The sequence below is a fragment of the Lihuaxuella thermophila genome, from assembly GCF_900110165.1.
Lineage (GTDB): Bacteria > Bacillota > Bacilli > Thermoactinomycetales > Thermoactinomycetaceae > Lihuaxuella > Lihuaxuella thermophila.
In genome coordinates this window covers 41,098-60,544 of record NZ_FOCQ01000015.1, presented here as the reverse complement: position 1 = coordinate 60,544, position 19,447 = coordinate 41,098, and the positions used below count along the sequence as shown (strand labels likewise).

Here is a 19,447-nt window from a genome sequence, read left to right as displayed (position 1 = left end):
CCTCTCCCCCTTGCTACGTTCACGAAGTTGACCGGGCGTCTTCCCCGTCTTCCAGGACAAAATCGAGTTTGTCGTTGGCCGGTTCCTCATCCTCTTCCAATTCACGCATCTCGATTTCTTCCTCGTTTTCGGCCAGAATTTTCACGTCCATACCCAGGCTTTGCAGCTCTTTGATCAATACTTTAAAAGACTCGGGCACACCCGGTTCGGGGACATTTTCCCCTTTGACAATGGCTTCGTAAGTTTTCACCCGTCCGACGACATCATCCGATTTGACGGTCAGGATTTCCTGGAGAGTATACGCGGCACCATACGCTTCGAGTGCCCAAACTTCCATCTCACCAAACCGCTGGCCTCCGAACTGCGCCTTACCGCCCAGCGGTTGCTGTGTGACGAGCGAGTACGGTCCGGTGGAGCGGGCGTGGATCTTGTCGTCAACCATGTGTGCCAGTTTAATCATGTACATGACGCCGACCGTGACACGGTTTTCAAACGGTTCACCCGTTCTGCCGTCATAGAGGATGGTTTTTCCGTCCTCATCCAAGCCGGCTTCTTTCAACGTTTCAAACACATCATTCTCGCTGGCCCCGTCGAAGACCGGTGTCGCCATATGGAGCCCCAGCGCTTTGGCCGCCATGCCCAAGTGGACTTCCAGCACCTGTCCGATGTTCATGCGCGACGGAACACCGAGAGGGTTGAGCACGACTTCCACCGGACGGCCATCCGGCAGGAACGGCATATCCTCCTCCGGCATGATCCGGGCAATAACCCCTTTGTTTCCGTGGCGCCCGGCCATTTTGTCCCCTTCGGAAATCTTCCGCTTCTGGGCAATGTAGACGCGCACCAATTGATTGACGCCCGGAGGCAACTCGTCTCCATTCTCACGGGTAAACACTTTCACGTCGACGACGATTCCATCTTGTCCATGCGGAACGCGAAGCGAGGTATCACGCACTTCACGGGCTTTCTCACCAAAGATCGCATGCAAGAGACGTTCTTCCGCCGTCAGTTCGGTCACACCTTTCGGAGTCACTTTACCGACCAGAATGTCTCCCGGCTTAATTTCCGCACCGACGCGAATGATTCCCCGTTCGTCGAGATTTCTCAAAGCATCTTCCCCGACGTTCGGAATATCGCGTGTAATTTCTTCCGGCCCCAGCTTGGTATCCCGAGCCTCGCATTCGTGTTTTTCTATGTGAATCGAGGTGTAGACATCCTCTTTCACCAGTTTTTCACTGAGCAAAATCGCGTCCTCGTAGTTGTACCCTTCCCAGGTCATAAACGCGACGACCACGTTGCGTCCGAGAGCCAGTTCCCCCTGCTCCGTGGAAGGCCCGTCAGCCAGCGTATCTCCGGCCTTTACTTTTTCGCCCACACGCACGATCGGACGCTGGTTGATGCAGGTTCCTTGGTTGGAACGCTGGAACTTGATCAGCTTGTATTTATCCAGGTCCCCTTTCACCAGGCGGCCGTCCACTTCTTCTTCATGCCGCACCCAGATCTCGTCCGCAGTCACCCGTTCTACGGTACCCGGGCGTTTCGCGCGGATCATCACTCCGGAATCGCGGGCCGCAATCCACTCCATTCCGGTACCGATGAGCGGCGCTTCCGGCTTGAGGAGAGGCACAGCCTGACGCTGCATGTTGGATCCCATCAACGCGCGGTTGGAGTCGTCGTTTTCCAGGAACGGGATACACGCAGTAGCGACAGACACAACCTGTTTCGGCGAAACATCCATGTAATCGACCTGACTGCGCGGTACGTTCAAAATCTCGTCCTGATAACGTACGGTTACCGTCTCATTGAGGAAAGTACCGTCTTCGGCCAGCGGCGCGTTGGCCTGCGCGACATAATAGTTATCCTCTTCATCCGCTGTCAGATAGTCAATCTCGTCAGTAACACGGCCGGTCTCAGGGTCTACGCGGCGATAAGGAGTTTCAATAAACCCGTACTCATTGATCCGCGCATAGGTGGAAAGTGAGTTGATCAAACCGATGTTCGGACCCTCGGGAGTTTCGATCGGACACATCCGACCATAGTGTGAGTGGTGAACGTCACGCACTTCAAACCCCGCGCGCTCCCGGGTCAAACCACCAGGTCCAAGGGCGGAAAGACGTCGTTTGTGAGTAAGTTCGGCCAACGGATTGGTTTGATCCATAAATTGGGACAACTGGCTGCTTCCGAAGAACTCTTTGATGGAAGCGATGACCGGGCGAATGTTGATGAGTGCCTGCGGTGTGATGGCATTGGCATCCTGGATGGACATCCGCTCACGCACCACTCGTTCCATCCGGGACAAACCGATGCGGAATTGGTTTTGCAGGAGCTCACCGACCGATCGCAGGCGGCGGTTGCCCAAATGGTCGATATCGTCTGTGCTGCCAACTCCGTTCAGCAAGTTGATAAAGTAGTTGATGGAAGCGATGATATCCGACGGAGTGATATGTTTCACAGACCGATCCACTTCGCCGTTGGAGATGACTTTGATCACTTTGCTTTCATCGAGCGGAGAGTAGATATGAACCGTTTGCAAACGAACGGGACCGTCATCCGGCACTCCGCCGCGGACCGAATGCTCTTTCATGCCAAAAGCCTGTTCACCGGTGAGATAGGGCAACAACTTATCCAATACCCGGCGCTCCAAGACTTGTCCGGCTTCAGCCAAGATTTCACCCGTTTCGGGATCTACGACGGGCTCAGCCAGTTTTTGGCCCAGCAGACGGTTTTTGATGTGCAGCTTTTTGTTCATTTTGTAGCGGCCCACATTCGCCAAATCATAGCGTTTGGGGTCAAAGAAGCGGGCATACAGAAGGCTGCGCGCATTTTCAGCCGTAGGCGGTTCACCCGGGCGCAAGCGTTCATAAATTTCGATCAGCGCCTTTTCCGTATTGCCGGTATTGTCTTTGTCCAGCGTGTTGCGGACATACTCATCGTCGCCCAACAAATCGAGAATTTCGGCATCGCTGCTGAATCCGAGGGCACGCAAAAGAACCGTCACAGGAATTTTCCGTGTGCGGTCGATGCGCACATAGATAATATCCTTTGCGTCGGTTTCAAGCTCAAGCCATGCTCCCCGGTTGGGAATCACCGTAGCTGTATAAGTCGGCTTCCCGTTTTTATCCACTTTCGTGTTATAATACACACTGGGTGAACGAACCAATTGGCTGACGATGACCCGTTCAGCACCGTTGATGATAAATGTGCCCGTTTCAGTCATCAACGGGAAGTCGCCCATAAATACTTCCTGCTCTTTAACCTCACCCGTCTCCTTATTGATGAGCCGTACTTTGACGCGCAAGGGTGCAGCGTAAGTAACTTGGTGATCTTTGGCTTCCTCCACATTGTACTTGGGTTCGCCTAAGGTGTAGTCAATAAACTCAAGAACCAGATTTCCAGTGAAATCCTCGATCGGCGAAATATCCTGAAACATTTCGCGCAACCCTTCATCGAGAAACCACTGGTACGACTTCTGTTGGATCTCAATCAGATTCGGCAACTCCAATACCTCGTTAATCCGGGCATAGCTCCGGCGTTGCCGACGGCCACACGGGATCATTTTCCAAGACAAATAAACTCCCCCCTCGTACCCAGTCGAAAGCCGCATAAGACGACTGTGACAGCTAAAAAAAGAAAATGGGTTAAAACGGTAACCTCATTTTTCACCTATAAGTAGTCTACTATGTTATCCAGCTGGAGGCAGAAATAAACCAACCGGATGGAAAACTTTTCTATAAAACGGAAACCTCTTGTAGTGACACTTTCTGCAATTTATAACACTATCACAAGCGGAAAATCATGTCAATCACTCACCGCTTCAAGAATCCAATACCCCTTTTTCTGGCGGGCGAGATTGACGCTCGGATAAAGCCTTTCCAACTCGGCTCGTGCCGATGCGGCTCCTTGCTGTTTGCGGATCACCACCCAGAGTGAACCTCCGGGATTCAAGTGTTCTTTCGCTTCCGCAAACAGGCGGTAGACCGCGGCTTTCCCCACCCGGATCGGCGGGTTGAACAGAATGCGGTCAAACTTGCGATTGGCAATTTCCGCAAAGCCGTCGCTCCGCACAACCTCGACACGGTTTCCCAGTCCGTTTCTCCTGGCATTTTCCGCTGCGAGATGAACCGCGCGTTCATTGATATCCACCATGACGACATGAGCCTGTGGATAACGGACGGCCACAGCGATCCCGATCGGGCCGTATCCACAGCCCAAGTCGAGCACGGTAGAGGCATTTCCGATTTCGGCTGTCTCAATGAGGAGGCGACTGCCAAAATCCACCCCTTTCTTCGAAAAGACGCCCGCATCAGTAATAAAGGTCAGTGTATGACCCAAAAGGCTGGCTTGAAATTCCCGATGTTCATTTTTCGATGCAGGTTGGGGTGAATAATAGTGGTCGCTCATAAAAGATCCTCCCAGATAAAAGCAACCCGCCGACCGACGGCGGCGGGTCCGGCCGGAGTTAAATCAATTACTTGATTTCTACAGTAGCACCGGCTTCTTCGAGTTCTGCTTTGATTTTTTCTGCTTCTTCTTTGGATACGCCTTCTTTGAGCGGAGACGGAGCACCGTCAACGAGTGCTTTTGCTTCTTTGAGTCCCAGACCCGTGATGGCGCGAACAACTTTGATGACGTTGATTTTGGAAGCACCCGGGTTAGCCAGGATTACATCGAATTCGGTTTTCTCTTCAGCAGCTTCAGCAGGAGCGGCGCCGCCTACAACAGCTACAGGAGCGGCCGCGGTTACGCCGAATTCTTCTTCGATTGCTTTTACCAGCTCGTTCAGCTCGAGAACGCTCATGTTCTTTACAGCTTCAATGATTTGTTCTTTAGTCATGAAGGAAACCTCCCTGTATTCGTGTTAAAAATGATTTTTCGCTTCGAAGTTTAAGTGGGAAATTAAGCATTTGCCGCTTCTTCGGCTCCACCGTCTTCTTTTTCGGCCACTGCTTTAACCGCAAGCGCGAAGTTGCGGATCGGAGCTTGCAGAACGGAAAGCAGCATGGACAGGAGCCCTTCGCGGGACGGCAGATCAGCGAGAGCTTTGATTTCTTCCAAACCAACCACTTTGCCCTCAACGACTCCGCCTTTGATCTCCAAAGCTTTGTTCTCTTTGGCAAAGCTATGGAGAATTTTCGCGGGAGCAACCACATCTTCATTACTGAACGCAATCGCGGTTGGACCGGTGAGATACTGATCCAGTTCGCTCAAGCCAACTTGCTCCGTTGCCCGGCGGGTCAGGGTGTTTTTGAGTACCTTGTACTCAACACCCGCTTCACGCAATCTTTTTCTGAGCTCGTTGACTTGCTTTACATTCAGACCGCGGTAGTCAGTAACGATGGTGCTTTTGCTTTGGGACAGCTTTTCTGCAATTTCGGATACGATCGCTTTTTTCTGTTCGATCGCTTTGGACATGCGGACACCTCCTCACAAGGAGTACTGATGAAAAACAAAAAAGCCTTCGCAGACAGTCGAAGGCACGGGTAAGTACTTAAACATGCGAGCACCTCGGTAGGATATTTAAGCGTTACCTGACGCACCTACTGTCTACGGTAAAGGCAAATATTCATGTTTTCAAACAACGTGTATAGGATACTTGAGAGAATATCTCTTTGTCAACTATTGATCGAGCATTTATGATTAACGCGCAGCGACGCTGTTGGGGTTGATGGACACACCGGGCCCCATGGTCGAAGAAACGGTTACGCTCTTCATATAGGTCCCTTTCGCCGCTGCCGGTTTTGCCTTGATCAGTGCCTCTGCAAGAGTTTGCAGGTTTTCCGCCAGTTGTTCCGTGCTGAAGGAAACTTTGCCGATTGCAGCGTGAATGTTCCCTGCTTTATCAGCGCGGTATTCGATTTTACCGGCTTTGATTTCTTTAACTGCTTTTTCAACTTCAAAAGTAACCGTACCCGTTTTCGGGTTGGGCATTAATCCTTTCGGACCGAGCACGCGTCCCAGACGTCCGACTTGGCCCATCATATCAGGGGTAGCCACCACAACATCAAAGTCCAGCCAACCCTGGCTCACTTTGTTGATGAGATCTTCGTCTCCGACAAAATCAGCACCTGCAAGCTCGGCTTCTTTCGCTTTTTCTCCTTTGGCGAACACGAGCACGCGTTTGGTCTTACCGGTCCCGTGCGGCAGGACGACGGCGCCTCTTACTTGCTGATCCGCTTTTTTGGTATCGATCCCCAAGCGGAATGCCGCTTCCACGGTTTCGTCAAACTTGGCAGTAGAAATGCTTTTTACAAGCTCCAGCGCTTCAACCGGTTCATACAATTTTTCCCGGTCTACTTTTTGCAGGGCCTCGAGATATTTTTTTCCGTGTTTTGCCACAGCGATTTCCTCCCTTCGTGGTCGTAGCGGATGATCCTCCCACAAGCCTGAACTGCTAGTGGCGTTTGCAGCCGGCTTTATCAGTCTTCGATCACAATTCCCATGCTGCGGGCCGTTCCCTCAACCATGCGCATGGCAGCTTCCACGCTGGCCGCGTTGAGGTCGGGCATTTTAAGCTCCGCGATTTCACGCACTTTATCGCGTTTGACGGTCGCTACTTTTTTCTTGTTGGGCTCTCCGGAACCGGATTCGATTCCTGCCGCTTTTTTCAGCAGAACGGCAGCCGGAGGCGTTTTGGTGATAAAAGTGAACGAACGGTCTTCAAATACCGTGATTTCAACCGGAATAATCAGGCCTGCCTGGTCAGCAGTACGAGCATTAAATTCTTTACAGAAGGCCATGATGTTTACACCTGCCGCACCCAGAGCCGGGCCTACAGGCGGTGCCGGATTGGCTTTTCCAGCGGGAATCTGCAGCTTGACCACTTTAATCACTTTTTTGGCCACGCTAACCAACCTCCTTCAAACATGTGGTTTTCGCGGGGTTAACCCTCCCACGGTAAGGCAAGCTCCCGGAAACGCGGGCTTGCGCTCGCCCCAAAGACGGGGGTAACAAACAGTAATACTTTACCACAACCCAGTCAGACAGACAAGGTTTGCCTTCATCAAACTTTTTCCACTTGAAAGAACTCCAGTTCGACCGGGGTTTCGCGCCCAAACATATTGACGAGCACTTTTAGTTTGGAGCGGTTCACATCGATTTCCTCGATCGTTCCGACAAAATTGGCAAACGGCCCTTCTTTCACCCTTACATTTTCACCCGCAGCAAAATCCACAATTGCGCGGGGTTCTTCCATACCCATTTGGCGTAAGATCGCATTTACCTCTTCCGGCATAAGGGGAGTCGGTTTTGAACCAGCCCCGGAAGAACCTACAAAGCCGGTCACACCAGGCGTGTTCCGCACGACATACCACGAGTCATCGGTCATGATCATCTCAACCAGAACATAACCCGGAAACACTTTGCGCATGACGGTTTTCTTTTTCCCATCTTTATGCTCCACTTCTTCTTCCATCGGGACCAGGACGCGGAAGATTTTATCCTCCATGTCCATGGAGCGGACCCGCTTTTCCAGGTTGGTTTTCACCTTGTTCTCGTAACCGGAATATGTGTGAACCACATACCAATTCTTCTCCATGCTCTTCAGGGCTTAACCCTGTCCCCCCTTATGACGCTTAAGTTTCTTACGCCTACTTGATCAGATTGAGCAGACTGATCAGCCCGGTATCGATCAAGAAGAAAAAGACAGCAAGTATGACGACGGTAACAATAACGACCAGTGTGTAGCTGACCATTTCCTGCCGGCTCGGCCAGCGAACTTTTTTCAATTCTTGAACACTGCCGCGGAAAAAGCCGGCCGTCCCGCTCACGCTTTTCCGAATCCCGCGTCCGATGTTTGAAAGTATTGCCATGCTGTCACCCCCATCTTTCCTAGAGGATTAAAGCAAATTATTTTGTTTCCCGATGTACGGTATGGGCATTGCAACGGGGGCAATATTTACGGAGTTCCATACGATCCGGATGCTTCCGTTTGTTTTTTGTCAGCGCGTAGTTACGATTGCGACATTCCGTGCAAGCCAAAGTGATGTTCACCCGCATGCCGACACCTCCCCTATTCTTTTAAATCACCGATCATGTAAGTTTAACTAAAGAATACCCAAAATACATTATCATAACGGATACTTTCTGTCAACGCACATCCCCGTCTCGCTCTACCATTATTGACAGAAACAAGGAGATTCTAAACTTCAGCATAAGGAACATGTGCTGAACGGTTCGTTTCATATCCTTTTTTATCCACTCTTGTAAAAACCCTGTGTTCTCTCAAGGTTTGTTCTCAAATTTGTCAACATTTATCGCCGACATTTTTTGATCATCAAAAGAGGACTATGATGATTTTTGTCGAACTAAACAAAAAGAAACAGGCCGCCACCTGTTTCTTCCGTTGATTCCTTACATAGAGACTTCCCTGAGCGCAAGGTATTTTTCAAGTTTTCTCTTCACACGTTGCAATGCGTTATCGATCGATTTGACATGTCGATTTAAGTCGACGGCGATTTCCTGATAAGAGCGCCCGTCCAGATATAACATCAAAACCTTGCGTTCTAAATCACTTAAAATTTTCGATATTTTATCCTCAATATCGTCGTATTCTTCCCGATTGATGTAAATCTCTTCGGGATTTGAACGCGTTCCCGGTATTTTATCCAGCAGGGTTCGATCCGAATCTTCATCATATGCCGGCTTGTCCAATGACACATAAGAGTTGAGCGGAATGTGTTTCTGACGAGTAGCTGTCTTGATTGCAGTGATAATTTGGCGCGTAATACATAATTCAGCAAAAGCTTTAAATGATGCCAGCTTGTCACCGCGAAAATCACGAATCGCTTTATAAAGGCCGATCATGCCTTCTTGAACGATGTCTTCATGGTCAGCACCGATCAAGAAGTATGATCTGGCCTTCGCCCTGACAAAATTTTTGTACTTATTAATCAAGTATTCGAGAGCTTCGCTGTCACCCACACGTACGCCATCTACCAGCTCTTCGTCGGCCAATGCCTCATAGTCTACCATCTTCTCGTAATCGGTCGAATTAGTAGATTGCAGGTTTACACTCACCGCTTTCCCTCCCGACATGTAGCCTAGAAGCCCATAGTAAGGTTATTATATCTGAACTGAAACAAAAACGTCAATTTTTCTCCTATTTTTTCCTCCTCCATTTTTCAAGTTTTTGCTGCAGATCTTCGCTTAATCTTTCACCTAATGTATTTCTTTGACGCTCATACTCATTTTTTCGCAATTTTTCACTCAATTTCTGTTTGGCGATTCGAATCTCCTGCAGCAATTCCCGCGAGGAAATGCGGTAAGCTCCTTGACCAAACACCATCCGCTGCTCCAGGTAATCGGAAGTGGCCACATAGATCCGGCGGTACGGGTTTTTATTTTGTTTGACAAATCGTTCGATCCATTCATCGGCGGTCTCATCCCGTCTGGTGTAATAAACGGTGATTTGCTCCCGAACGTCTTTTACTTGCGCTCCCGGGGTCAAGTGGGCATCGAACACCAGGAAAACCCGTCGTCCCGTCATCGCCTGGTACTCAGAGAGATCACGGATCAGCTTGTCCCGCTCTGCCTCAAGGTTGGACGGATTCCAACGCACCCGGGCATCTGCACCGATGACGTTGTATCCGTCAACGACCAACCATTCTTCTTGCCGCATCATTTTTCCTTCCGGCCCCGCAACACTTCATACATGAGCAGCGCGGCAGCGACAGATGCATTGAGCGAAGTGACGCGGCCCATCATGGGCAATCTCACCAAAAAATCACACTTCTGTTTCATCAGGCGGCTCATCCCCTGGCCCTCGCTCCCGATGACCAGAGCGACCGGCCCGGAATAATCGACTTGAGTATATTCTTGCTCAGCTCTACCGTCGCTCCCGACCAGCCACACTCCACGCTCTTTCAGTTCATCAGCTGTCCGGTTCAGGTTCGTCACCTTCGCCACCGGCACATGCTCGATCGCACCTGCTGATGTCTTGGCCACCACCGCCGTCAATCCGACTGCCCTCCGCTTCGGGATAATCACTCCATGCACCCCGGCGGCATCTGCCGTACGTAAAATGGAACCGAGGTTATGTGGATCTTCAATTCCATCGAGCAGGAGAAAAAACGGAGGTTCACCTCTTTTTTCCGCCCGTTGAAACAGCTCATCCACCTCCACATAACCGTATGCGGCAACCTGGGCCATCACCCCCTGATGATTGCCTCCGCCGGCCAGCTGGTCCAACTTTGGACGGGGCACCCGCTGAAACGGGATCTTCTGTTCCTGCACTTGCTTCAGCAGCTCTTGGATGTTTTTCGTTTGTATACCTTCGGCGAGTAAAACTTTTTCAATTGGCCTTCCCGACCGAACCGCTTCCAGGACGGAGTGCCTTCCCAGTATCCAATTACTCATCTTGCGCCTTTCCTTTCTCTACATGCGTGAGCAATTGCTCCATAATCTCTTGCAATCTTTGTTCGTTGCCTGATGCGTATAAGTAGCCAATCAGCGCTTCTAAGCCCGTACTGTACCGATAATCGGAGATTTTGGTGTTTTTGGGGATACTGCCCGATTTCGCGTTGCGCCCTCTTTTCAGGATGTTCATTTCTTCCTCTGTGAGAAAAGATTCAATCTGTCGCCCGGCCTTCGCCTGTGCCACCGCGGAAACATACCGCGTCGCCTCCCGTTGCAGGTCCCGGGGACGAAGCATCCCTTTCGCCACCAGATGGTAGCGGACAAAAACTTCATAAACAGCATCTCCCAAATAGGCGAGCAGCAAGGGGTTCAGTTCACCGGGAGGTCTGGTGAGCCCCGTCCCGGTCATTCCCAGCAAAACATCGCTCATTTTCTTCTCCATCTGACTCCTTGCGGGGTGTCTTCCAAGATAATCCCCTTTGCTGACAATAAGTCGCGAATCTCATCGGCACGGGCAAAGTTGCGCTCTTTTCTCGCTTGTTGGCGCTCTTCGATGAGGGCTTCAACTTCGGCATCCAGGATTTCTTCCGTTTCCACATCCACCAGTCCGAGAATCTGGCTGCCGTACGTTTTGAACCAGCTGAGCAGGGCATCCAGCGACCCTTCGGAGACGACCGGTTGGGCCACCCATTCATTGGCCAGCTTTACTGCTTCAAAAAGGACGCTGATCGCGTTGGCGGTGTTCAAATCATCATTCATCTCGGTGTGAAACTGTTCCGAAAGGGACTCCAGGTTACGTGTCAATTCCTGTGCAGGCTCCCCTTCCAATGCCGCCTTTTTGCGATGTTTGATATTGGCGACAGCCGTGCGGATCCGTTCCACGCTCCCCTCCGCCTGATGCATGATCTCTTTGCTGAATTGAATCGGGTTGCGGTAATGGGAGGAAAGAAGGAGATAACGGATCGCCTGAGGAGTATATTCCTTTCTCAGGTCGATAACCAGCTTCACATTGCCCAGGGATTTTGACATTTTTTCATGGCCCATATTGATATACCCGTTATGGAGCCAATACCGGACAAATGGTTTTCCGGTCCAAGCTTCACTCTGGGCGATTTCGTTTTCATGATGGGGAAAGCAGAGGTCCATCCCGCCGGCATGGATATCTAAAGTATCCCCCAGGTATTTGCGGGACATGGCCGAGCATTCCAGATGCCAGCCGGGCCTGCCGGGCCCCCAGGGTGTGTCCCAACTGATCTCTCCGGGTTTTGCCGCCTTCCACAGAGCAAAATCAAGAGGATGTTCCTTCCGCTCGTTCACTTCAATGCGCGCCCCCGCTTTCAGTTCATCGAGCGATTGGTGCGACAGTTTGCCGTAATCTTTTTTGGCGAGGGTTCTGAAGTAAACATCTCCGTCTTTTTCATAAGCATATCCATTATCGAGCAACACCTGGACCGCCTCGATCATTTCGGCGATGTGTTCGGTCGCCCGCGGATGAAAGTCCGCCCTTTCCACTCCAAGCGCATCCATATCTTCAAAATAGGCCTGGATGAAGCGTTCGGCAATTTCCGGGACCGGTACTCCGGTCTCTTTGGACGCTTGGATCAAGCGGTCATCCACATCGGTAAAGTTTTGCACATAGGTGACTTTGTAACCGAGATGGCGCAAATAGCGGCGGACCACATCGTAAAAAACAAAGACGCGCGCATTTCCGATGTGAATATAATTGTATACGGTCGGACCGCATACATACATTTTTATTTCCCCCTCTGTAAGGGGTTTTAATTCCTCTTTTTTCTTAGTCAGAGTATTGTAAAGCCTTAGTGTCATCTTGGTTGGGTCCTCCTTGACTACTCGGGGGCTCATCTGTTTTTGCCCCTTGTTTCAATCGTTCGATTTCGTCCCGTAATGCGTTGATTTCGGCTTGCATCGCGCGGAACATTTTTTCAACCGGGTCAGGCAAGTTGACCTGGTCCAGATCCGTCTGCACACGAACTCCGTCCTGAATCACCACACGGCCGGGAACCCCTACCACCGTGGAGTTGGGCGGCACTTCACGCAATACGACGGAACCGGCACCGATCTTGGCGCAGCGTCCCACGCGAATCGAACCCAATACCTTCGCACCGGAGGCGATCATCACATGATCTTCAATCGTAGGATGTCGTTTTCCCTTTTCCTTTCCTGTCCCGCCCAAGGTCACTCCTTGATAAATGGTCACATGGTTCCCGATCTCACAGGTTTCACCGATCACCACACCCATTCCGTGATCGATGAAAACCCCCCGGCCGATCTTGGCGCCCGGATGGATCTCAATCCCTGTAAAAAAGCGGCTGACCTGCGAAATGATTCTGGCGGTGAGGAACCAGCGTCTCCGGTAAAAAAAATGAGCGAACCGGTGAGCCCAGATAGCGTGCAAACCGGAATAAGTGAGAACGACTTCCAAGGTGCTTCTGGCTGCCGGGTCCCTGTCAAATACAGCTTGAATATCCGATTGAAGCGTCCTACGGATTTCTGTCAATTTATTCACGAGTGACATGGTTTGGTTTCTCCCCTCACTTCATTTGATTGAAATTGATACGGATTCCAACCGTTTTGCCCTCCGCTCCAGTTTTCCGGGGCAACCACATGCGAAAGACCCATCGCCTGAATCCGGTTGACCAAACCCTGTATGAGACGGTTTGACAGAATAAAAAAGCCTCCGCAGCTGAAGCGCTGCAGAGACGGGTTTCATTTCCGCGGTTCCACTCTGCTTGAATTCACCAAAAGTGAATTCCTCTCAGGGCCCTTATAACGGCGGGGACCGGACCTTCCTACTCTGGCACTTCAACCATTTCAGAGGGACAGCTCATGGGGGCACTTCGGGAACAGCCGGAATGGAGCCTTTTCAGCGAACAGCCCCTCTCTGTAATCCCGGCGCTTGTTCCTTACTCTCCCAATCATCGCATTTTAAATTATTCTATGCTCAAACATGAAAATGTTCTTTTCGGTTACAGGGTTCTTACCGCTTATTTTCCAATAAGACTTCGTAATTGTCAATCAACGACTGTACCCGGGCCGTTACCGTTTCGGCTCCCAAAAGAGCGATGGTTTCCCTTAAGTCCGGACCGTGAACCACGCCGGTCACCGCTGCACGGATCGGCATAAAGAGCTGCTTTCCTTTACACCCGGTCTCTTTTTGCACCTGTTTGAACATCGCTTTCACTTGGTCCGCATCGAGTTCGCGGACTTCCTTCAGTTGCTTGAGGAATGCCTGCAAAACACCCGGAACCTGTTCTCCCGCAAGAACTTCTTTCGCTTCATCCGAGTAGATCATCTCCTCTTGGAAAAAGAGGTCCGACAGCTCTACGATTTGCGAGATTTCTTCCAATTGCTCCTGATAAAGGCTGACCACACGCGTGACCCATTCTTTTCTCTCGGGTGACAAAGGCGATTCGATGCAGCCTGCCTTCTCCAGATAGGGAAAAGCGAGGGCGGCAACTCTTTCCAGCGGGGCTTTTTTAATATATTGGCCGTTCATCCATTTCAGTTTGCCGGTATCAAACACGGCAGGGGCCTTGGACACACGTTCCAGAGAGAAGATTTGCGTAAGCTCTTGCAGGGAGAAAATCTCTTCTTCCCCTTCGGGAGCCCAGCCCAACAGGGCAATAAAGTTGACGATTGCTTCCGGCAGATAACCGAGTTCTTTATACTGGTCAATAAATTGGATGATCGTTTCATCCCGTTTGCTCATCTTTTTCCCTTCCGCGTTAAGGATCAACGGAACATGGGCGAACTCGGGCACCTCAAATCCAAGCGCTTCATAGATCAACAATTGTTTGGGCGTATTGGAGAGATGTTCCTCTCCCCGGATCACATGCGTAATTTTCATCAACGCGTCGTCGACGACGACCGCAAAGTTGTAAGTGGGCCGGCCATCCGGGCGCATGATGACAAAATCACCGATATCATCGGATTCAAACACAACTCTTCCCCGGATCGCATCGTCAAAAACCAGCGTTTTTCCTTCAGGCACTTTGAAACGAACGCTGGGAACCCGGCCTTCTGCCTCAAATTTTGCTCTCTGTTCAGGTGTCAAGTCACGGTCCCACCCGCTGTATTTCGGCGTTTCCCCGCGCGCCAGCTGCTCTTGTCTCTCTTTTTCCCGTTCTTCCGGAGTACTGTAACTATAATATGCCTTGCCTTCAGCCAGCAATTGGTCCACATATTTTTTGTAGATGTCCATCCGTTCCATACAGCGATAAGGGCCGTAAGGGCCGCCGACATCGACGGACTCATCCCACTCGATTCCGAGCCACTTCAACATGGCCATCTGCTTATCGGCTGCGCCTTCGATGTTCCGTTCCGTATCCGTATCTTCAATGCGCACGATAAACTGTCCGCCGTGTTTTTTCGCGAGTAAATAGCTGAATAATGCCGTCCTTGCCCCTCCGATATGCAAGTGGCCGGTCGGGCTTGGCGCATAACGTGTTCGAACTGTTGCCATCTTTCTTCGTTGCCTCCCCGGTAGTTAGTTTTTCCTAGACTTCATTTTTTACTAGGCAAACGACAGCCATCGCGGCGATTCCCTCTTCACGGCCGGTAAAGCCCAATTTCTCCGTTGTCGTCGCCTTTACATTGACCCGGTCGATGTCCGTCTCTAACAGTTCCGCAATCCGTTCGCGCATCTGCGGAATATAAGGAGCCATTTTCGGCTTTTGGGCGATGATGGTGGCATCTGCGTTCCCCAGACGGTAGCCCCTCTCCTTGGCTAAGTTCCACACGACTTTGAGCAGCTCGGCACTATCCGCTCCTTTGTACTCAGGATCTGTGTCCGGGAAATGCCGGCCGATATCCCCCAGGGCGAGGGCACCCAAAATGGCATCACAAATCGTATGTAAGAGAACATCGGCATCGGAGTGGCCGATCAGCCCTTTCTCATAAGGAATCGTTACCCCTCCAATGATGAGCGGCCGGTTTTCACCCAATTGATGCACGTCAAATCCTTGTCCAATTCGAATCATGCTTTGTTTCTCCTCATTTGATAAATCGCTTCAGCCAATATGAGATCATCCGGCGTGGTCAGCTTGATATTGGTATATTCTCCTTCGACCACCCGGACATCAATGCCCAACAGTTCAACCAGCATGGAGTCGTCAGTGACGGTACGTTCCTGTCCCGCCGCCTGCTCGTGTGCTTCGCGCAATAGGTCCGTCCGAAACGCCTGCGGAGTTTGCACCGCCCACAAACGGTTTCGATCCGGGGTCATTTCGACAATCCCGGCAGAATCCACCTGTTTGACCGTATCTTTCACGGGGACAGCCAGAATCGCAGCTCCGTGCATGCGGACAACCGTAAGCAGACGCGAAATCGCCTCATGGCTGACAAAGGGGCGGACCGCGTCATGAACCAATACCCATTCCGCGGTCAACCACTTTAGCCCTTGGTAGACGCTCTCCTGCCTCTCTCTGCCTCCAACGGTCACCTTGGTTACCTTTTTCAGGCCGGCTTTTTCCACGAGGCCGGTGACGCGCCCGATCTCGTTTTCGCGGGTAACCACAACGATTTCCCCAACTTCCGGATGCGTTTCAAAGACGCGCAAAGTATGGAGGAGGACCGGTTGATCATCTAAGAATAAAAACTGTTTGCTTTCCTTGGTCCCCATCCGCTTTCCCTGCCCCGCTGCCGGGATGATTACGCCCACACTCACAAAGTTATCTCCTTTCAGACACAGCAATGCCCGTCGGCTTTCATAAAACCGATACGGGCTGGTTGAAAAACGAAGTCGAATTGTTTGATCCCCATGGGGGAGAAGCACATTCCGGTGCGGTTTGAGGCGCTTCTGTCCCCTGCGGGATGCCGAGGATCGGGGAAACGAACCCCGATGTTGGATTATAATGCACGTTCAAGCAGTTTCGGTTTGGCAAAAATCATACGCCCTGCTGAAGTTTGTAACACACTGGTGACCAGCACGTCAATCTTGTCTCCGATGTACTCCCGTCCGCCTTCGATCACAATCATCGTGCCGTCATCCAGGTAAGCAACGCCCTGACCATGCTCTTTTCCGTCTTTAATGACCTGAACGTTAATTTCTTCACCTGGCAGGACGACAGGTTTGACGGCATTCGCCAAATCGTTGATGTTCAGCACGCTGACGCCTTGCAGCTCGCAAACCTTATTTAAGTTGAAATCATTGGTGACCACTTTACCCGACAAAACTTTGGCGAGCTTCACCAGCTTGCTGTCCACTTCGGTTACTTCCTCAAAGTCCCCTTCATAGATGAGCACTTTTACATTCGACTCTTTTTGAATCTTATTCAGGATATCCAGACCTCTGCGTCCCCGGTTGCGCTTCAATACGTCCGAAGAGTCGGCAATATGCTGCAACTCTTCAAGAACAAAGCTGGGGATGACGAGCGTTCCTTCCAAAAAGCCAGTCCGGCAGATATCTGCAATGCGCCCGTCGATAATGACACTGGTATCTAAAATTTTATGTTCGAAGACCTCGCGGGCTTCTTTTTTGTTTCGCCCTTCTTTGCCTTGACGACCCAGTGTAAAAATGGAAATTAGTTCATCGCGTTTCTTATATCCTACTCTGAACCCGAGGTAACCGAGAAAACCGGAAATGATAAACGGCAACACCCGGTTGACGACGGGAATCGGCAATGTTGAGAGAGGCTGTTGAATGAGAAAAGCGACGATAAGACCAAAGATCAATCCCAGAGCCCCAAACAAACCATCCGCGGCAGGGATTTTGATCAAGCGCTCTTCACTCCAACGAATCCACTTTACCACATTGTTCGAGAACCAGAAGGTAGCCACGAACATGACGACTGCACCTAAAGCGGCGCCTATATAATGAGGTGCAGGGACTTCACCGAATTTCAGAGAGGATCTTTGAAGCACCCCGAAAAATTTCGGCCCCAGATAGTAGCCAGCGGATGCTCCGATCAGAGTGAAGGCTAGTTGCACAAAGCGTTTCAACACGGGGCTTCACCTCCTCTCAAAACACTTAAGCTAGTATCATTATAGACAATTTGACCAGCGGATAACCTCATTCCCCGATTTTCTTGTTAATTTTTTGGTGACAGCCGAGCGAGAGGTCAATTATTTTTTGTAATAACGATATCATCGATGAGTTCAAATGCCTGCTCTTCCTTCAGATTTCTGGCCAAAACCAGTTCACTGATCAAGATTTGCTTCGCATTTTCCAACATTTTGCGCTCCCCGGTGGAAAGGCCTTTCTCTTCTTCGCGGAGCATCAGGGACCGTACCACATCGGCCACTTCGTAGATGTCTCCGCTCTTCATTTTGTCCAAATTGGCACGATAGCGGCGATTCCAATTCGTCGTGTCGTTCACTTCCCCCGAACGCATACGTTCCAAAACCCGCTCAACAGTGCTTTCATCCACGACTTCCCTCAAACCGATGCTTTCCACATTTTTCAGGGGAACCATCACTTTCATGTCACCGATGGGCATACGCATCACATAATATTTTTGACGCTCTCCCAGGATTTCTTTTTCCTCAATCGATTCAATGATTCCCGCACCATGCATCGGATAAACCACCTTATCGCCAATATTGAACAAATCAGGCCACCTCCAAAGGGCAATATCTATTTCCAAGATATCACAAAAGCCGGCAGGAGTCAATAAAATTAAAAATTCTTATATTAGCATATTCCCATTTGAAACGTCAACAACTTTTTTTACCTGCGATACAGAGAAGCCTGATTGGGAAATTGACACTATGAAAGCGCCACCGATATAATAAACTTAGTCTATTCAGCAATGGCACGGAGTTTGAGCGCGATCGGACACCACCGGCAAAAGAGGTGAAAGGCGTGAGTGAAGACAGCAATTTTGATTTCTTCCAGCAGCAAGTATCAGATCTTCTGTTAAGACACCGCAGCTTTTTAGATGTTTCCTCTAAATTTCAGGAATCCAATGCCCGGGTGAACCGCGCTTTGATGAAGGCAGTCACCGAGTGCGGCTGCATCCAAGTAAATGCCCGTCGCAGGCCCGTTCCCCAAGATGCGACCCTCGAAGAGTGGAAGGAGCAGCTAAAAACCCATTTATCAGGGGAACTGTGTGATCACTGCCTGGATGTGCTCAAAGCGGAGATGGGGAAAAACTTGTTCTACCTGACCGCTTTATGCAACCTGCTGAACATTCGCCTGCAGGATGTAATCGAACAGGAATCCAAAAAACTATCCACTTTGGGAGTTTTTAATCTCCGGTAATTCCTTGTATCCTTTACTACTCACCCATTATACTTCATTTACAGCCGAATGAGCATATTTTTTAAAAGATTGTTAAATATTTTTGCACAGTCAAAAACAACCCTGGCGAGATCAGGGTTGTTTTTGACTGTGCGGCTTATTTCATTTCTTCTACAGGGTCTTCATTCACTTCTTCCCCGCATCGTTTGCGGTCGATGGCTTTTTTCACCCCGTACAGCGCATACAGGGCCAGCGGGATAAACATGACTTTGGGCAGTTCACGCGGATACAAAATGGCAGAAACAGCGACGGCAATCAAAAAGACCGGAGCAAACCAAAACGCGGTCTTCGGTATCTTCATTTTTTTAAAAGCGGGGTATTTGATTTGGCTCACCATTAAAAAAGACAAAAACAGCATCGCAAACATGAGGATATAAGCGTTTGCCACGTATTCGTTGTACAAGGCCATCGTAGCCAGGATTCCGCCCGCCGCCGTGATCGGCAACCCGATGAAATATCCAGGCTCTCCCGGGTGGACGTTAAACCGGGCCAACCGAAGGGCACCGCAAATAGGGAAAATGGCTGTGACCAGCCAACCTTCCGGCCCCATCGACTTAAAAACCGAAACATACATGATGACGGCTGGCGCGACTCCGAATGAGATAACATCAGATAATGAGTCCAGTTCTTTTCCAAATTCGCTTTGTGTATTCAGCATTCGCGCGACACGGCCGTCCAGTCCGTCCAATAGCATTCCGATAATCACCATAATTGCAGCATACTGCCATGAATCCTGAATCGCCAAAATGATGGACATGATACCGAGAAATAAGTTCCCAACCGTAAAACAACTGGGCAACGCTCTGGCAAACATAAAGGGAACCTCCTAAATTG

The 19,447-nt window shown here is 50.4% G+C and carries 22 protein-coding genes and 2 other annotated features; of the genes, 1 reads left to right on the top strand and 21 read right to left on the bottom strand.

Going from position 1 to position 19,447, the window contains the following annotated elements:
* Positions 1 to 19: 19 nt before the first annotated feature.
* From rpoB to BMW55_RS15375, 20 genes are all read right to left on the bottom strand, one after another.
* A complete protein-coding gene (gene rpoB / locus BMW55_RS15470; RefSeq protein ID WP_425283875.1) occupies positions 20 to 3,556 on the bottom strand; it encodes a DNA-directed RNA polymerase subunit beta in 3,537 nt (1,178 codons plus the stop codon).
* 242 nt (positions 3,557 to 3,798) lie between these two features.
* Positions 3,799 to 4,401 (bottom strand): class I SAM-dependent methyltransferase, encoded by a 603-nt coding sequence (locus BMW55_RS15465; RefSeq protein ID WP_089971427.1) that lies wholly within the window; start codon positions 4,399 to 4,401, stop codon positions 3,799 to 3,801.
* 67 nt (positions 4,402 to 4,468) lie between these two features.
* Positions 4,469 to 4,834 carry a 50S ribosomal protein L7/L12 gene (gene rplL / locus BMW55_RS15460; RefSeq protein WP_089971424.1) on the bottom strand — a complete coding sequence of 122 codons (366 nt, stop codon included), beginning with the start codon at positions 4,832 to 4,834 and terminating at the stop codon, positions 4,469 to 4,471.
* 62 nt (positions 4,835 to 4,896) lie between these two features.
* Positions 4,897 to 5,412 (bottom strand): 50S ribosomal protein L10, encoded by a 516-nt coding sequence (rplJ, locus tag BMW55_RS15455; protein ID WP_089971421.1) that lies wholly within the window; start codon positions 5,410 to 5,412, stop codon positions 4,897 to 4,899.
* Positions 5,413 to 5,438: 26 nt separating this feature from the next.
* Positions 5,439 to 5,568, bottom strand: a sequence feature (ribosomal protein L10 leader region).
* A 69-nt stretch (positions 5,569 to 5,637) separates the two neighbouring features.
* Positions 5,638 to 6,336: a 50S ribosomal protein L1 gene (rplA, locus tag BMW55_RS15450; protein ID WP_089971418.1), complete on the bottom strand. Its 699-nt coding sequence runs from the start codon at positions 6,334 to 6,336 to the stop codon at positions 5,638 to 5,640.
* An 80-nt stretch (positions 6,337 to 6,416) separates the two neighbouring features.
* On the bottom strand, positions 6,417 to 6,842 hold the full coding sequence (gene rplK, locus BMW55_RS15445) for a 50S ribosomal protein L11 (RefSeq protein WP_089971415.1): 426 nt from the start codon (positions 6,840 to 6,842) through the stop codon (positions 6,417 to 6,419).
* Between the two features lie 158 nt (positions 6,843 to 7,000).
* On the bottom strand, positions 7,001 to 7,534 hold the full coding sequence (gene nusG / locus BMW55_RS15440; RefSeq protein ID WP_089971412.1) for a transcription termination/antitermination protein NusG: 534 nt from the start codon (positions 7,532 to 7,534) through the stop codon (positions 7,001 to 7,003).
* A 52-nt stretch (positions 7,535 to 7,586) separates the two neighbouring features.
* Positions 7,587 to 7,808: a preprotein translocase subunit SecE gene (gene secE, locus BMW55_RS15435; RefSeq protein ID WP_089971409.1), complete on the bottom strand. Its 222-nt coding sequence runs from the start codon at positions 7,806 to 7,808 to the stop codon at positions 7,587 to 7,589.
* Positions 7,809 to 7,845: 37 nt separating this feature from the next.
* Positions 7,846 to 7,995, bottom strand: a complete 150-nt coding sequence (gene rpmG / locus BMW55_RS15430; RefSeq protein WP_089971406.1) for a 50S ribosomal protein L33 — start codon at positions 7,993 to 7,995, stop codon at positions 7,846 to 7,848.
* 354 nt (positions 7,996 to 8,349) lie between these two features.
* Positions 8,350 to 9,033: an RNA polymerase sporulation sigma factor SigH gene (gene sigH, locus BMW55_RS15425; protein ID WP_089971403.1), complete on the bottom strand. Its 684-nt coding sequence runs from the start codon at positions 9,031 to 9,033 to the stop codon at positions 8,350 to 8,352.
* Positions 9,034 to 9,097: 64 nt separating this feature from the next.
* Complete coding sequence (locus BMW55_RS15420) at positions 9,098 to 9,616, bottom strand: NYN domain-containing protein (protein WP_089971400.1); 519 nt, start codon at positions 9,614 to 9,616, stop codon at positions 9,098 to 9,100.
* Entirely contained in the window at positions 9,616 to 10,353 is a 738-nt protein-coding gene (rlmB, locus tag BMW55_RS15415) for a 23S rRNA (guanosine(2251)-2'-O)-methyltransferase RlmB (protein ID WP_089971397.1), read from the bottom strand. The genes BMW55_RS15420 and rlmB overlap by 1 nt, the downstream gene beginning before the upstream one ends.
* Positions 10,346 to 10,795: a Mini-ribonuclease 3 gene (locus BMW55_RS15410; RefSeq protein WP_280139793.1), complete on the bottom strand. Its 450-nt coding sequence runs from the start codon at positions 10,793 to 10,795 to the stop codon at positions 10,346 to 10,348. The genes rlmB and BMW55_RS15410 overlap by 8 nt, the downstream gene beginning before the upstream one ends.
* Positions 10,780 to 12,180: a cysteine--tRNA ligase gene (gene cysS, locus BMW55_RS15405; protein WP_089971395.1), complete on the bottom strand. Its 1,401-nt coding sequence runs from the start codon at positions 12,178 to 12,180 to the stop codon at positions 10,780 to 10,782. Before cysS ends, BMW55_RS15410 begins: the two co-directional genes overlap by 16 nt.
* Entirely contained in the window at positions 12,149 to 12,889 is a 741-nt protein-coding gene (gene cysE / locus BMW55_RS15400; protein WP_089971392.1) for a serine O-acetyltransferase, read from the bottom strand. Before cysE ends, cysS begins: the two co-directional genes overlap by 32 nt.
* A 177-nt stretch (positions 12,890 to 13,066) precedes the next feature.
* Positions 13,067 to 13,302: a binding site (T-box leader), on the bottom strand.
* A gap of 49 nt (positions 13,303 to 13,351) precedes the next feature.
* Complete coding sequence (gltX, locus tag BMW55_RS15395) at positions 13,352 to 14,836, bottom strand: glutamate--tRNA ligase (RefSeq protein ID WP_089971389.1); 1,485 nt, start codon at positions 14,834 to 14,836, stop codon at positions 13,352 to 13,354.
* Positions 14,837 to 14,870: 34 nt separating this feature from the next.
* A complete protein-coding gene (gene ispF, locus BMW55_RS15390) occupies positions 14,871 to 15,353 on the bottom strand; it encodes a 2-C-methyl-D-erythritol 2,4-cyclodiphosphate synthase (protein ID WP_089971386.1) in 483 nt (160 codons plus the stop codon).
* Positions 15,350 to 16,039, bottom strand: a complete 690-nt coding sequence (ispD, locus tag BMW55_RS15385; protein ID WP_244527594.1) for a 2-C-methyl-D-erythritol 4-phosphate cytidylyltransferase — start codon at positions 16,037 to 16,039, stop codon at positions 15,350 to 15,352. Before ispD ends, ispF begins: the two co-directional genes overlap by 4 nt.
* 182 nt (positions 16,040 to 16,221) lie before the next feature.
* Positions 16,222 to 17,316 carry a PIN/TRAM domain-containing protein gene (locus BMW55_RS15380; protein WP_089971384.1) on the bottom strand — a complete coding sequence of 365 codons (1,095 nt, stop codon included), beginning with the start codon at positions 17,314 to 17,316 and terminating at the stop codon, positions 16,222 to 16,224.
* Between the two features lie 116 nt (positions 17,317 to 17,432).
* Positions 17,433 to 17,921, bottom strand: a complete 489-nt coding sequence (locus tag BMW55_RS15375; protein ID WP_089971381.1) for a CarD family transcriptional regulator — start codon at positions 17,919 to 17,921, stop codon at positions 17,433 to 17,435.
* Positions 17,922 to 18,175: 254 nt separating this feature from the next.
* On the opposite strand from BMW55_RS15375, the gene BMW55_RS15370 reads away from it, so the two are divergent.
* Positions 18,176 to 18,574, top strand: coding sequence for a nucleoside triphosphate pyrophosphohydrolase family protein (locus BMW55_RS15370; RefSeq protein ID WP_089971378.1), 399 nt, complete (start codon positions 18,176 to 18,178; stop codon positions 18,572 to 18,574).
* A 136-nt stretch (positions 18,575 to 18,710) separates the two neighbouring features.
* On the opposite strand, the gene pssA is transcribed toward BMW55_RS15370, so the two are convergent.
* A complete protein-coding gene (gene pssA, locus BMW55_RS15365; RefSeq protein ID WP_089971375.1) occupies positions 18,711 to 19,427 on the bottom strand; it encodes a CDP-diacylglycerol--serine O-phosphatidyltransferase in 717 nt (238 codons plus the stop codon).
* Between the last annotated feature and the right edge of the window lie 20 nt (positions 19,428 to 19,447).